The sequence below is a fragment of the Pseudomonas sp. LBUM1671 genome (assembly GCF_059695685.1).
On the sequence record NZ_CP166782.1, the window covers coordinates 5,469,903 to 5,482,956 of the forward strand.

The following is a 13,054-nucleotide window of genomic DNA, read 5'->3' on the forward strand; positions in this document are numbered from 1 at the left end:
CTGCGGTGAGGCTTGTCCGATGAAACTACGTGGCCTGTACGCCATTACCGACAGCCAGTTGCTGGCCGGTAAATTTCTCTCGTACGTGGAAGCGGCGCTGGAAGGCGGCGTCACCCTGCTGCAATACCGCGACAAAAGCAGCGACGACGCCCGACGTTTACGTGAGGCCGAAGCCCTGCGCGATCTGTGTGATCGCTACAAGACTCATTTGATCATCAACGACGACGCCGAACTGGCCGCTCGCTTGAACGTCGGCTTACACCTGGGTCAGACCGATGGTCCGCTGACACCGGCACGCGCGTTACTCGGCCGTCAGGCGATCATCGGTTCAACCTGCCACGCGCAACTCGAACTCGCCGAGCAAGCGGCCAAGGAAGGCGCCAGTTACGTCGCCTTCGGTCGCTTCTTCAATTCCAACACCAAACCCGGCGCCCCGACCTGCAGTCTTGAACTGCTCGACCAGGCCCGCAGCAAACTGCACCTGCCGATCTGCGCGATTGGCGGCATCACCTTGGACAACGCCGCGCCGCTGGCGGCCCATGGGGTCGACTTGCTGGCGGTGGTGCATGGCCTGTTTGGCGCCGACAGCACGGCTGAAGTGACCCGCCGCGCCCGCGCCTTCAACGAATTACTGAAAATCTGATTTGAGAGCCCGATCATGTCTCGTTCCGAAACCCTGTTTGCCAATGCCCAGAAACACATTCCCGGTGGCGTGAACTCGCCTGTTCGTGCGTTCAAAAGCGTGGGCGGCACACCGTTGTTCTTCAAACACGCCGAAGGCGCTTACGTCACCGACGAAGACGACAAGCGTTATGTTGACTACGTTGGCTCCTGGGGCCCGATGATTCTCGGCCACAGCCATCCGGACGTGCTGGACGCAGTGCGCAAACAACTGGAACACGGTTTGTCCTACGGTGCCCCAACCGCGATGGAAACCGAGATGGCCGACCTGGTCTGCTCGATCGTGCCGTCGATGGAAATGGTGCGCATGGTCAGCTCCGGCACCGAAGCGACCATGAGCGCCATCCGTCTGGCCCGTGGTTTCACCGGTCGCGACAACATCATCAAGTTCGAGGGCTGCTACCACGGTCACTCCGACAGCCTGCTGGTCAAGGCCGGCTCCGGCGCCCTGACCCAAGGCGTGCCGAGCTCGGCCGGTGTGCCGGCGGATTTCGCCAAACACACCCTGACTCTGCCATTCAACGACATCGACGCGGTCGAAGCCATGCTCGCCGACGTTGGCCAGGACGTGGCCTGCATCATCGTCGAGCCGGTGGCCGGCAACATGAACTGCGTACCGCCGGCACCTGGTTTCCTCGAAGGCCTGCGGACCCTGTGCGACAAGCACGGCGTGGTGTTGATTTTCGACGAAGTGATGACCGGTTTCCGTGTTGCCCTCGGCGGCGCACAAGCGCACTTCGGCGTGACGCCGGACCTGAGCACCTTCGGCAAGATCATTGGTGGTGGCATGCCGGTCGGCTGCTTCGGCGGCAAGCGTGAAATCATGTCGCACATCGCGCCACTGGGCCCGGTGTATCAGGCTGGCACGCTGTCCGGTAACCCGCTGGCAATGGCGGCGGGCCTGACGACGTTGCGCCTGATCAGCCGCCCTGGCTTCCATGACGAACTGAGCGACTACACCAGCCGCTTGCTCGATGGCCTGCAACAGCGCGCCGATGCCGCGGGCATTCCGTTCGTCACTACTCAGGCCGGCGGTATGTTTGGTCTGTACTTCAGTGGTGCCGATGACATCGTGACTTTCGACGACGTGATGGCCAGCGACGCCAAGCTGTTCGGTCGTTTCTTCCACTTGATGCTCGAAGGCGGCGTGTACCTGGCACCGAGTGCTTTCGAAGCCGGCTTCACCTCGATCGCTCATGGCGAAACCGAGTTGAAACTGACGCTGGATGCCGCCGAACGTGCATTCGCCGCACTGAAATAACGCAGTGCCCGCTGACGCTGGCGATTGCCAGCGTCAGCTTTCACCTGGATTTCCCCCTTTATTCCTGTGCTTCTGCTAATAATCCCCCGCAAATGGGGCGATATATTCCCCGCGCAGCAGAAAAACGAGTAAAGACTTTGTAAGGTTGGCCCTGCTTATTTCATAATGCGCGCTTATTGGATCCCCTCGATGGGTCCGCGCGCCCTTCAGAGGTAAGTCGATTCCCATGAACCGCACCGGCCGCGCCCTTGCACTGGGCTGCCTGTTGCTCCTTCAGCCCCTGCTCGCGCTCGCACAAGCAGGCGGCAACTCGTTGTTAATCCCAGCGATGGGTCGCTGCACCCTCAATACTCAGCCGCAAGACCTGACGCAAGCGCTCGCCGCCTGCCAGAAAGCGTCGGATGAAGGGGATGCGCAAGCGCAATACGAGTTGGGTGAGTTCTACTACGACGGCAAAAACACCCCGCGCGACCTCAAAATAGCCCTGGGCTACTTCGAAAAGGCCTCGCTGCAAGGCCACGCCCAGGCGCAATTCAAACTCGGCACCATGTTCTTTCACGGCGAAGGCGTGCCGGCCAATAACGTTCAGGCGTATATCGTGCTGAAAATGGCCGCGGTCAACGGCGCTGAAGATGCGCTGGATACGGCGGATGAAGTCGCCGAGAAGATGCCGCGCGAAGATCTGGAAGTCGCTACCCAGGTGCTGGGGCAAATATTCCGTAAATACCTGATGGAATTGCAGAGCGCCGATGGGCGTACGCCGTTTTCGCCACTGCCCTGATTGACGCAGGCCCCTGTGGCGAGGGAGCTTGCTCCCGCTCGGCTGCGCAGCAGTCGTAACGTCAAACAATGCGGTGAATCAGAAAAACGGTGTTTGCAGAGTTTAGGGCCGCTTCGCGCCCCAGCGGGAGCAAGCTCCCTCGCCACAAACAACCCAGTTCATTTCAAAAGCTTTCCTGCTTACTTCTCAGGCATCGGCATCGGAAACGGCATGACATTGCCGACCGCGCCGCGGGCTTCGCTGATTTTCGGTGTGCCGAGGCGTTCCACTTCGTCGATGCGCACAATCGAATGCATCGGCACGAAACTGCGCACCACGCCCTCGAACTGAGCCTTGAGCTTCTCTTCGCTCGGATCGACGACCACTTGCGTACGCTCGCCAAAGACGAACTCTTCCACTTCCAGGAAGCCCCACAGATCACTTTGATAGATCTGCTTGGCATACATTTCGTACACCTGGCCCTGGTTGAGGAAAATCACCTTGTAGATTGGGGCTTCACGTTTGGTCATGGTGGGCGGGCAACACATTAGGGGATAAAAATGAGGGCGCGAACTATAGCATAGCCGCCGGACGCACAGCGGTAGGAACCTGGGGACATGTTCCCTATAATGCGCGGTTCTTTGAATCACGTGATGACTGTATCCATGGCCAAGAAGCTTTACATCGAAACCCACGGTTGCCAGATGAACGAGTACGACAGCTCGCGCATGGTCGATCTGCTGGGTGAACATCAGGCCCTGGAAGTCACCGCTCGCGCTGAAGATGCCGACGTGATCCTGCTCAACACCTGCTCGATCCGCGAACGCGCCCAGGACCGGGTGTACTCCCAACTCGGCCGCTGGCGCGAACTGAAACTGGCCAACCCGGACATGGTAATCGCCGTCGGCGGTTGCGTGGCCAGCCAGGAAGGCGCGGCCATCCGCGATCGCGCCCCGTACGTGGACGTGGTCTTCGGCCCGCAAACCCTGCACCGCCTGCCGGAAATGATCGACGCCGCGCGCGCCACCAAGCTGCCGCAAGTCGACGTCTCGTTCCCGGAAATCGAAAAATTCGACCATTTGCCCGAGCCGCGTATCGACGGTCCAAGTGCCTACGTGTCGGTCATGGAAGGCTGCAGCAAGTACTGCACGTTCTGCGTGGTGCCTTACACCCGTGGCGAAGAAGTCAGCCGACCGTTTGATGACGTGATTGCCGAAATCATGCACCTGGCCGAAAACGGTGTGCGGGAAGTGACGCTGCTGGGTCAGAACGTCAACGGTTATCGCGGGACCACTCACGATGGTCGCCTGGCGGATCTCGCCGAACTGATCCGCGTGGTAGCCGCCGTCGATGGCATCGACCGGATCCGCTACACCACCTCACATCCGCTGGAATTCTCGGACAGCCTGATCCAGGCCCACGCCGACGTGCCGGAACTGGTGAAACACCTGCACTTGCCGGTGCAATCGGGTTCAGACCGCATTCTCTCGGCGATGAAACGCAACCACACCGCGTTGGAGTACAAATCCAAACTGCGCAAATTGCGCGCCGCCGTGCCGGGGATCTGCATCAGCTCGGACTTCATCGTTGGCTTCCCGGGCGAGACCGAGAAAGACTTTGAACAGACCATGAAACTGATCGAAGACGTCGGTTTCGACTTCTCCTACTCCTTCGTCTACAGCCAGCGTCCGGGCACTCCGGCCGCCGATCTGGCCGACGAAACGCCGGAAGAGTTGAAAAAGGAACGCCTGAACGCGCTGCAACATCGCTTGAACCAGCAGGGTTTCGAGATCAGCCGACAAATGGTCGGGTCGATCCAGCGGATTCTGGTCACCGATTATTCGAAAAAAGACCCCGGCGAGCTGCAAGGTCGGACCGAGAATAACCGTATCGTCAACTTCCGCTGCGACAATCCGACCTTGATCGGCCAGTTCGCCGATGTGCACATCGATGCCGCACAGCCGCACTCGCTGCGGGGCTCACTGGTCCAGTAACCCATATCTCCCCTCTGGGAGCGGGCTTGCTCGCGAAAGCGTCGGCACATCCAACATCTATGTGACTGACAGACCGCATTCGCGAGCAAGCCCGCTCCCACAGGGGGGCGGTGTTTGGCGCTGGATTATTTAAGAGCTTTCGCACCCAGCCCACTGGCGTTATCCTTGATTTCATCTTAATTGCCCCAGGGCGGCTAAATACGACCTTGAACGCACCCATAGAACCACATCGTTTTATTCTCGAGCCCTTTGAGGCCCGCCGCTTCGCCAATCTGTGCGGGCAGTTCGACGAGCATCTGCGCTTGATCGAACAGCGCCTGACCATCGAGATCCGCAACCGCGGAAACCAGTTCGAGCTGATCGGCGACCCCAAGCACACCACCTCCGCGGAAAACCTCCTGCGCCGCCTGTACCGGGAAACCAAGGGTACCGAGCTGTCGCCGGACATGGTTCACCTGTTCCTGCAGGAATCGGCCGTCGAAGAACTGGACAACGTTTCCCCGTCCGAACCCTCCGTAGCCCTGCGTACCAAAAAAGGCATGATTCGCCCTCGAGGCTTGAATCAGCTGCGCTACGTGAAGGAAATTCTCGGCAACGACATCAATTTCGGCATTGGCCCGGCCGGTACCGGCAAGACCTATCTGGCCGTTGCCTGCGCGGTCGACGCGCTCGAACGCGAGCAGATCCGTCGCATCCTGCTGGTGCGCCCGGCGGTTGAAGCGGGCGAAAAGCTCGGCTTCCTGCCCGGCGACCTGTCGCAGAAGATCGACCCGTACCTGCGCCCGCTCTACGACGCTCTCTACGAGATGCTCGGTTTTGAACACGTGGCCAAGCTGATCGAGCGCCAGGTCATCGAAGTTGCGCCGCTGGCCTACATGCGCGGCCGCACGCTGAACAACAGTTTCATCATCCTCGACGAAAGCCAGAACACCACCGTCGAACAGATGAAGATGTTCCTGACCCGGATCGGCTTCGGCTCCACAGCCGTCATCACCGGTGACATCACCCAGGTCGACCTGCCGAAAGGCACCAAGTCCGGGCTGCACCATGTGATCGAAGTGCTCAAAGACGTTCCGGGCATCAGTTTCACCCATTTCATGCCCAAGGACGTTGTGCGCCATCCGCTGGTGCAACGCATCGTCGAAGCCTACGAGCGCTTCGAGAATCGCGTGGTAGACGAAACGCCAAAGGACAGTCGCCGCGATGCTTGAGCTTGATCTGCAACTGGCTACCCAAGCGTCTGCCCCGAGCGAAGCCGAGTTCCGCCAATGGTGCGAACTGGCCCTGCGCCAGCGCACCGCCGACTCTGAAATGACCATCCGTTTGGTCGATGAAGAAGAGGCCCGCGAGCTGAACCACACCTGGCGGCAGAAGGATTACGCCACCAACGTCCTGTCGTTTCCTGCCGATGTGCCTGACGAGTTTCTGGATATCCCACTGCTGGGCGATCTGGTGATTTGCGTGGCCGTGGTCGAACGCGAAGCCGCCGAGCAAGGCAAGGAACTAAAGGCCCATTGGGCGCATCTGGTGATTCACGGCAGCTTGCATCTGTTGGGTTACGACCATATAGATGACGACGAAGCCGAAGAAATGGAAGCACTGGAACGAACGTTGCTTGCCGAGTTGGGCTATCCCGACCCTTATGAAGACGACGAAACAGACACAACCCCTCCCGTGACAACAAAGGATTCAGAGTAATCGCTATGAGCGAAGATCGATCGAGCAACGGGCAAAAGTCTTGGCTGGGTAAGCTCACCCAGGCTTTTGCCCACGAGCCGAAGAACCGCCAGGAGCTGCTGGAGCTGCTGCGCGACGCACACCAAAACAAACTGCTGGACAGCGAAGCGCTGGCCATCGTCGAAGGCGCCATTCAGGTCGCTGACCTGCAAGTACGGGACATCATGGTCCCGCGCTCGCAGATGATCAGCATCAAGGCGACCCAGACACCTCGCGAGTTCCTGCCTGCCGTGGTCGACTCGGCTCACTCCCGTTACCCTGTCATCGGCGAAAGCCACGATGACGTGATGGGCGTGTTGCTGGCCAAGGACTTGCTGCCATTGATCCTCAAGGAGAATGGCGACAGCTTCAACATCAAGGATCTGCTGCGTCCGGCCACCTTCGTGCCCGAGTCCAAGCGTCTGAACGTGCTGCTGCGTGAGTTCCGCGCCAATCACAACCACATGGCCATCGTCATTGACGAATACGGCGGTGTGGCGGGCTTGGTGACCATCGAAGACGTGCTGGAACAGATCGTCGGCGACATCGAAGACGAGCACGACGTCGAGGAAGACAGCTACATCAAGCCGCTTCCAAGCGGTGACTTCCTGATCAAGGCCCTCACGCCGATCGAGAACTTCAACGAGTTCTTCGACAGCGAATTCTCCAACGACGAGTTCGACACCGTTGGCGGCCTGGTGATGAGCGCGTTCGGGCACTTGCCAAAACGCAACGAAATCACTGAAATCGGCCCTTATCGCTTCCGCATCCTGAACGCCGACAGCCGTCGGATTCACTTGCTGCGCCTGACGCCTATTGCCCGGTAATTCTAAGGATTGAAATGCATCGTATGACCCGCCCCGGCTGGCCCGGTAACCTGCTGGCCGTGGCGGCCGGTGCACTCACCACCCTGGCCCTGGCGCCGTTCGATATCTGGCCGTTGGCGTTGCTGGCGGTCGGTTTCTTCTATGCCGGTTTGCGCGAACTGAGCCCCCGTCAGGCCCTGGGCCGTGGCTGGTGTTTCGGTTTCGGCCTGTTTGGCGCCGGCACCAGCTGGATCTATTACAGCATCCACCACTTCGGCGGCGCTTCGGTGTTGCTGGCCGGTTTCCTGATGCTGATCTTCACGGCGGCGATTGCCTGGTTCTTCGCCCTGCCCGCCTGGATCTGGGCGCGCTGGCTGCGTCGTAACGAAGCACCGCTGGCGGATGCCTTGGCGTTTGCAGCGCTGTGGGTCGGCCAGGAAGCGTTTCGCGGCTGGTTTCTCACCGGTTTCCCGTGGCTCTACTCCGGTTACAGCCAGCTCGACGGCCCGCTGGCCGGGCTCGCCCCCGTCGGCGGGATGTGGCTGATTTCCTTCACCCTGGCCCTGACGGCTGCGCTGATCTACAACTCAATACGTCTGGTGCGCACGGGCCGCAAAGGCTTCATCGCCGCAGGCGTGTTGCTGCTGGTCGGCCCTTGGGTGGCCGGCATGGCCTTGAAGGAACACGCCTGGACCAGCCCGGCGGGCCCGGCGCTGAGCGTCGCGGCCATTCAGGGCAATATCGAACAAAGCATGAAGTGGGACCCGGCGCAGCTCAACGCGCAGCTGGCGTTGTACCGCGACATGAGCCTCAGCTCCAAGCCAGTCGACTTGCTGATCTGGCCGGAAACGGCCGTCCCGGTGCTCAAAGAGTCCGCCGAGGGCTACCTGAACATGATGGGGAATTTCGCCTCAGAGCGTAAATCTGCGCTGATTACCGGCGTCCCGATCCGCCAGGAAGTCCGCCATGAGAAGCGCTTTTTCAACGGCATTACCGTGCTTGGTGAAGGCGATGGCACCTACCTCAAGCAGAAACTGGTGCCGTTTGGTGAATACGTTCCGTTGCAGGACGTGCTGCGCGGGCTGATCGCGTTTTTCGACCTGCCGATGTCTGACTTTGCCCGTGGCCCGGCAGACCAGCCCATGCTGCAAGCCAAGGGTTATCAGATTGCGCCATTCATCTGCTACGAAGTGGTCTACCCGGAATTCGCCGCCAGTCTGGCGGCTCGCAGTGATTTGCTGCTGACCATCAGCAACGACACCTGGTTCGGCACCTCCATCGGTCCGCTGCAACATCTGCAGATGGCGCAGATGCGCGCGCTCGAGGCCGGCCGCTGGATGATCCGCGCCACCAACAACGGCGTGACCGGCCTGATCAACCCGTTCGGGCAGATCACGGTGCAGATCCCACAGTTTGAACGCGGCATCCTGTACGGCGAAGTCGTGCCGATGCACAACCTGACGCCTTACCTGGAATGGCGTTCGTGGCCGTTGATCATCGTTTGTGTGTTGTTGTTTGGCTGGGCACTGGTGGCGAGCCGGATGGCCAAGACCGTCTGAGACTGACGAGCTTTTGTGGCGAGGGGATTTATCCCCGTTGGGATGCGGAGCAGCCCTGAAAAATGGGCCTGCTGCGCAGTCCAACGGGGCGGTGCGACGTTTCGCTAAATCCCCTCGCCACAGGTATCGATCACTTCCGTCGGTAAAACAGCGAATACCCGATCTGCCCCACTGCCTCATTCAACAACTGCCCGCTCTGCCAGATCGATTTGAATTCCGGCATCCAGCCGCCCAGCGGCCGGGCATTGTCCACGCCTAAAAAACCCACCGGCGCTGGCACCACTTCAAACCCTGCCTGTTCAAAACTCCAGACCGATCGCGGCATGTGCCAGGCCTGTGTGACCACCACTACCCGCTTGATTCCCTGCGGCAACAACACCTCGGCGCTGAACTGCGCGTTCTCCCACGTCGTGCGGCTGCGCCCTTCCTGCCAGCGCACGGTCACGCCGAAATCATCGAGCAACGAATCCGCCATCAACTTCGCTTCGGTGGGCGGCGTACCGTAATGCAGGCCGCCGCTGGTGAGAACGGGCAACCCGGAAGCCTTGGCCAGCCGCGCCGCATACCGTTCGCGCTCCAGACCTATACCTGTCGGCTGATCAACCCCCCAGGCAATATCGCCACGCTCACGCCCGGAACCCAGCAGCACAATCGCATCCGCGCGCTGGTTCAGGGTGGCCCATTCCTCCCGTGCCAGTGGCGGCTCACTTTCCAGCGCCTTGGCGCCCCACTGCACCACCACCGGCAAACTCATTAACAGGAAGCCGCCGAAACCCAAGGTAAAGCAAACCGCCGCAAGCCTCGGCCTAGAGCGGCGAAACCACCACGCAAGCATCAACAGCAGCAAAAGAATGCCGGGAGGCAATAGAAGTTGTTTCACGAAATAGCGAAAAGGCATCGAGCATCTCCAAAAGATGCCCGAAGCCTAAGTGGGTTGACGCAATGCGACAACAAGTGCGGAAGGACTATGCTTTAAAAAGCCATGGGACATGGCTTGCAGTCGTTATTTGAACTGCAGAGACCGGACCTTTTCCGCGTCCCTGCCAGGTGCCTTGTCCTTGAGCCAGATGATCTTGGCCGAACGTGGTGCGTCGAGTTGCTTCACTGCTGCAGACAAGCATCCGTGCGTCTCACGTTCACTGCGGTCCAGATAGGCTTTGACCAGTGCAAACTCTGCGGGGCTCAACCCACGCAGTTCCAGCTCCAGGGGACGCTCATCGCGTAGCCGGTCCGCGGTTTTAGCTGCGTCCAGGGCCATCCCCAGACGATCGATCAGTCTTTCATACAGCTGCGGTTTCGTGACTTTTTTCTGTGACTCAACCATCCCTCACCTCATTGAAGATAAGACTCGCTCCCCATTTAGAGCTTAGCTTCCATGAACAAACCGGCTGGATGCCGCGACCAACGGCCCTCGCGGCGGTTTTCACAAGACGCGCGGCAGTAATCAGGGTTTCCCTCGGTAGAGTGCGGTCATGTATGCTACGGCGCTTCCTGTAACTCCACTTCCAGCTCGCGTGGGCACCGAAACGCCGATTTGGCGTCGTCACCGTCCAGCGTTGCATTGAAGAGGATTAGGCCACCCCTATTCAGTTCAAAAGTAGCCATGCACGAACAATATCAGCCCCGTGAAATCGAAGCCGCCGCCCAGTCGTTCTGGGATGAGCAAAAGTCCTTTGAAGTCAGTGAACAGCCAGGCAAGGAGACTTTCTATTGCCTGTCGATGTTCCCTTACCCCAGCGGCAAGCTACACATGGGGCACGTGCGCAACTACACCATCGGCGACGTGATCTCCCGCTACCAGCGCATGCAAGGCAGAAACGTTCTGCAACCCATGGGTTGGGACGCCTTCGGCATGCCGGCGGAAAACGCCGCGATGAAGAACAACGTAGCGCCCGCCAAGTGGACCTACGAAAACATCGCCTACATGAAAACCCAGCTGCGCAGCCTGGGCCTGGCGGTGGACTGGTCCCGCGAAGTGACCACCTGCAAGCCTGATTACTACCGCTGGGAACAATGGCTGTTCACTCGCCTGTTCGAAAAAGGCGTGATCTACAAGAAAAGCGGCACCGTGAACTGGGACCCGGTCGACCAGACCGTCCTGGCCAACGAACAAGTAATCGACGGCCGCGGCTGGCGTTCCGGCGCGCTGATCGAAAAGCGCGAAATCCCGATGTACTACTTCAAGATCACCGCCTACGCGGATGAGCTGCTGGAGAGCCTCGACGAACTGACTGGCTGGCCTGAACAGGTCAAGACCATGCAGCGCAACTGGATCGGCAAATCCCGTGGCATGGAAGTACAGTTCCCGTACAACGTCGACTCCATCGGCGAAGCCGGCGCGCTGAAAGTCTTCACCACCCGTCCGGACACCCTGATGGGCGCGACCTACGTCGCCGTGGCCGCCGAACACCCACTGGCCACCCTGGCCGCGCAGAACAACCCTGAACTGCAAGCGTTCATCGCTGAATGCAAGGGCGGCAGCGTTGCCGAAGCCGACGTCGCCACCCAAGAGAAAAAAGGCCTGCCGACCTCGCTGTTCGTCGAGCACCCACTGACCGGTGAGAAACTCCCGGTGTGGGTCGCCAACTATGTGCTGATGCATTACGGCGATGGCGCTGTCATGGCTGTCCCGGCTCACGACGAACGTGATTTCGAGTTCGCCACCAAGTACGACCTGCCGATCAAGACCGTGGTGCGCACCAGCTCTGGCGACACCAACCCCGCTCCATGGCAGGACGCTTACGGCGAGCACGGCACGCTGATCAACTCCGGTGAGTTCGACGGCCTGGACTTCGCTGGCGCATTCGACGCCATTGAAGTCGCGCTGATCAAGAAAAACCTCGGCGCCTCGCGTACCCAGTTCCGCCTGCGCGACTGGGGCATCAGCCGTCAGCGCTACTGGGGCTGCCCGATCCCGATCATCCACTGCACCACCTGCGGTGACGTGCCGGTCCCGGAAGATCAACTGCCTGTCGTACTGCCGGAAGACGTGGTGCCGGACGGCGCCGGTTCGCCATTGGCGCGCATGCCTGAGTTCTACGAGTGCGCTTGCCCGAAATGCGGCGCACCGGCCAAGCGTGAAACCGACACCATGGACACCTTCGTCGAGTCGTCGTGGTACTACGCCCGTTACGCCTCGCCACACTATGAAGGCGGCCTGGTAGAAAAATCCGCGGCTGACCACTGGCTGCCGGTTGATCAGTACATCGGCGGTATCGAACACGCGATTCTTCACCTGCTGTACGCGCGCTTCTTCCACAAGTTGATGCGCGACGAAGGCCTGGTGAGCTCCAACGAGCCGTTCAAGAACCTGCTGACCCAGGGCATGGTGATCGCCGAGACTTACTATCGTCGCGAAGCCAATGGTGCTTACACCTGGTTCAACCCGGCGGACGTCGAACTCGAACGCGACAGCAAGGCCAAGGTCATCAGCGCCAAGCTGATCGCAGACGGCCTGCCGGTGGAAATCGGCGGCACCGAGAAGATGGCCAAGTCGAAGAACAACGGCGTCGACCCACAGTCGATGATCGACCAGTTCGGCGCAGACACCTGCCGTCTGTTCATGATGTTCGCCTCGCCACCTGACATGAGCGCGGAATGGTCCGACTCCGGCGTCGAGGGCTCGCACCGCTTCCTCAAACGCGTCTGGCGCCTGGCTCAAGCGCACGTCACTCAGGGCTTGCCGGGTAAACTGGACGTCGCCAGCCTGAACGACGAGCAGAAAGCCATTCGCCGTTCGATCCACCTGGCCATCAAGCAGGCCAGCCACGACGTCGGCCAGAACCACAAATTCAACACCGCCATCGCCCAGGTGATGACGCTGATGAACGTGCTGGAAAAAGCCGCGCAAGGCACCGAACAGGATCGCGCACTGGTTCACGAAGGTCTGGAAGCCGTGACGTTGCTGCTGGCTCCGATCACCCCGCACATCAGCCACGAGCTGTGGCATCAACTGGGTCACGCTGGCCCGGTGATCGACGCCGGTTGGCCGGTGGTGGACGAAACCGCGCTGGTGCAGGACAGCCTGACGCTGGTCATCCAGGTCAACGGCAAGCTGCGCGGCCAGATCGAAATGCCGGCCACCGCGACTCGCGAAGAAGTCGAAGCCGCTGCCCGGGTCAACGAGAACGTGCTGCGCTTTGTCGACGGCCTGACTATTCGTAAAGTGATCGTAGTGCCCGGGAAACTGGTCAATATCGTCGCCAGCTAAAATTGGATCAGGCGCCAGGTGAGCCTGGCGCCGAGTAAAACCTTTCGGGCCGCACGGTCGGCCCACA

General features: G+C 60.2%; 12 protein-coding genes. 9 read left to right on the top strand and 3 right to left on the bottom strand.

What is annotated here, in order from left to right; translation table 11 throughout:
• The first annotated feature begins 19 nt into the window (after positions 1-19).
• The 3 genes from thiE to ACA060_RS25315 all read left to right on the top strand — a co-directional run bounded on the left by thiE (position 20) and on the right by ACA060_RS25315 (position 2,723).
• A complete protein-coding gene (gene thiE / locus ACA060_RS25305) occupies positions 20-643 on the top strand; it encodes a thiamine phosphate synthase (RefSeq protein WP_497313900.1) in 624 nt (207 codons plus the stop codon).
• A gap of 15 nt (positions 644-658) precedes the next feature.
• Positions 659-1,942 carry a glutamate-1-semialdehyde 2,1-aminomutase gene (hemL, locus tag ACA060_RS25310; RefSeq protein WP_497296237.1) on the top strand — a complete coding sequence of 428 codons (1,284 nt, stop codon included), beginning with the start codon at positions 659-661 and terminating at the stop codon, positions 1,940-1,942.
• A 226-nt stretch (positions 1,943-2,168) separates the two neighbouring features.
• Entirely contained in the window at positions 2,169-2,723 is a 555-nt protein-coding gene (locus ACA060_RS25315) for a tetratricopeptide repeat protein (RefSeq protein WP_109635106.1), read from the top strand.
• A gap of 179 nt (positions 2,724-2,902) precedes the next feature.
• Here the strand turns inward: ACA060_RS25315 and ACA060_RS25320 are convergent, their stop codons facing one another.
• A complete protein-coding gene (locus tag ACA060_RS25320; RefSeq protein WP_007894425.1) occupies positions 2,903-3,232 on the bottom strand; it encodes a DUF1820 family protein in 330 nt (109 codons plus the stop codon).
• Positions 3,233-3,367: 135 nt separating this feature from the next.
• Here ACA060_RS25320 and miaB point away from each other — a divergent pair, with 135 nt between their 5' ends.
• The 5 genes from miaB to lnt all read left to right on the top strand — a co-directional run bounded on the left by miaB (position 3,368) and on the right by lnt (position 8,777).
• Positions 3,368-4,696 (top strand): tRNA (N6-isopentenyl adenosine(37)-C2)-methylthiotransferase MiaB, encoded by a 1,329-nt coding sequence (miaB, locus tag ACA060_RS25325; RefSeq protein WP_162556250.1) that lies wholly within the window; start codon positions 3,368-3,370, stop codon positions 4,694-4,696.
• A gap of 206 nt (positions 4,697-4,902) precedes the next feature.
• Positions 4,903-5,907: a PhoH family protein gene (locus ACA060_RS25330; RefSeq protein WP_497313902.1), complete on the top strand. Its 1,005-nt coding sequence runs from the start codon at positions 4,903-4,905 to the stop codon at positions 5,905-5,907.
• Positions 5,900-6,394, top strand: a complete 495-nt coding sequence (ybeY, locus tag ACA060_RS25335) for an rRNA maturation RNase YbeY (protein ID WP_497313904.1) — start codon at positions 5,900-5,902, stop codon at positions 6,392-6,394. The genes ACA060_RS25330 and ybeY overlap by 8 nt, the downstream gene beginning before the upstream one ends.
• Before the next feature lie 5 nt (positions 6,395-6,399).
• The gene (locus tag ACA060_RS25340) at positions 6,400-7,239 is read left to right on the top strand and encodes a CorC family transporter (RefSeq protein WP_109635113.1); all 840 of its coding nucleotides are present in this window, start codon (positions 6,400-6,402) and stop codon (positions 7,237-7,239) included.
• A 14-nt stretch (positions 7,240-7,253) separates the two neighbouring features.
• Entirely contained in the window at positions 7,254-8,777 is a 1,524-nt protein-coding gene (gene lnt, locus ACA060_RS25345; protein WP_497313906.1) for an apolipoprotein N-acyltransferase, read from the top strand.
• 130 nt (positions 8,778-8,907) lie between these two features.
• On the opposite strand, the gene ACA060_RS25350 is transcribed toward lnt, so the two are convergent.
• Positions 8,908-9,675, bottom strand: coding sequence for a YdcF family protein (locus ACA060_RS25350; protein WP_497313908.1), 768 nt, complete (start codon positions 9,673-9,675; stop codon positions 8,908-8,910).
• Between the two features lie 105 nt (positions 9,676-9,780).
• Positions 9,781-10,101 carry a hypothetical protein gene (locus ACA060_RS25355; RefSeq protein WP_109635118.1) on the bottom strand — a complete coding sequence of 107 codons (321 nt, stop codon included), beginning with the start codon at positions 10,099-10,101 and terminating at the stop codon, positions 9,781-9,783.
• A 279-nt stretch (positions 10,102-10,380) separates the two neighbouring features.
• Here ACA060_RS25355 and leuS point away from each other — a divergent pair, with 279 nt between their 5' ends.
• Positions 10,381-12,987: a leucine--tRNA ligase gene (gene leuS, locus ACA060_RS25360; protein ID WP_497313910.1), complete on the top strand. Its 2,607-nt coding sequence runs from the start codon at positions 10,381-10,383 to the stop codon at positions 12,985-12,987.
• Positions 12,988-13,054 lie beyond the last annotated feature (67 nt).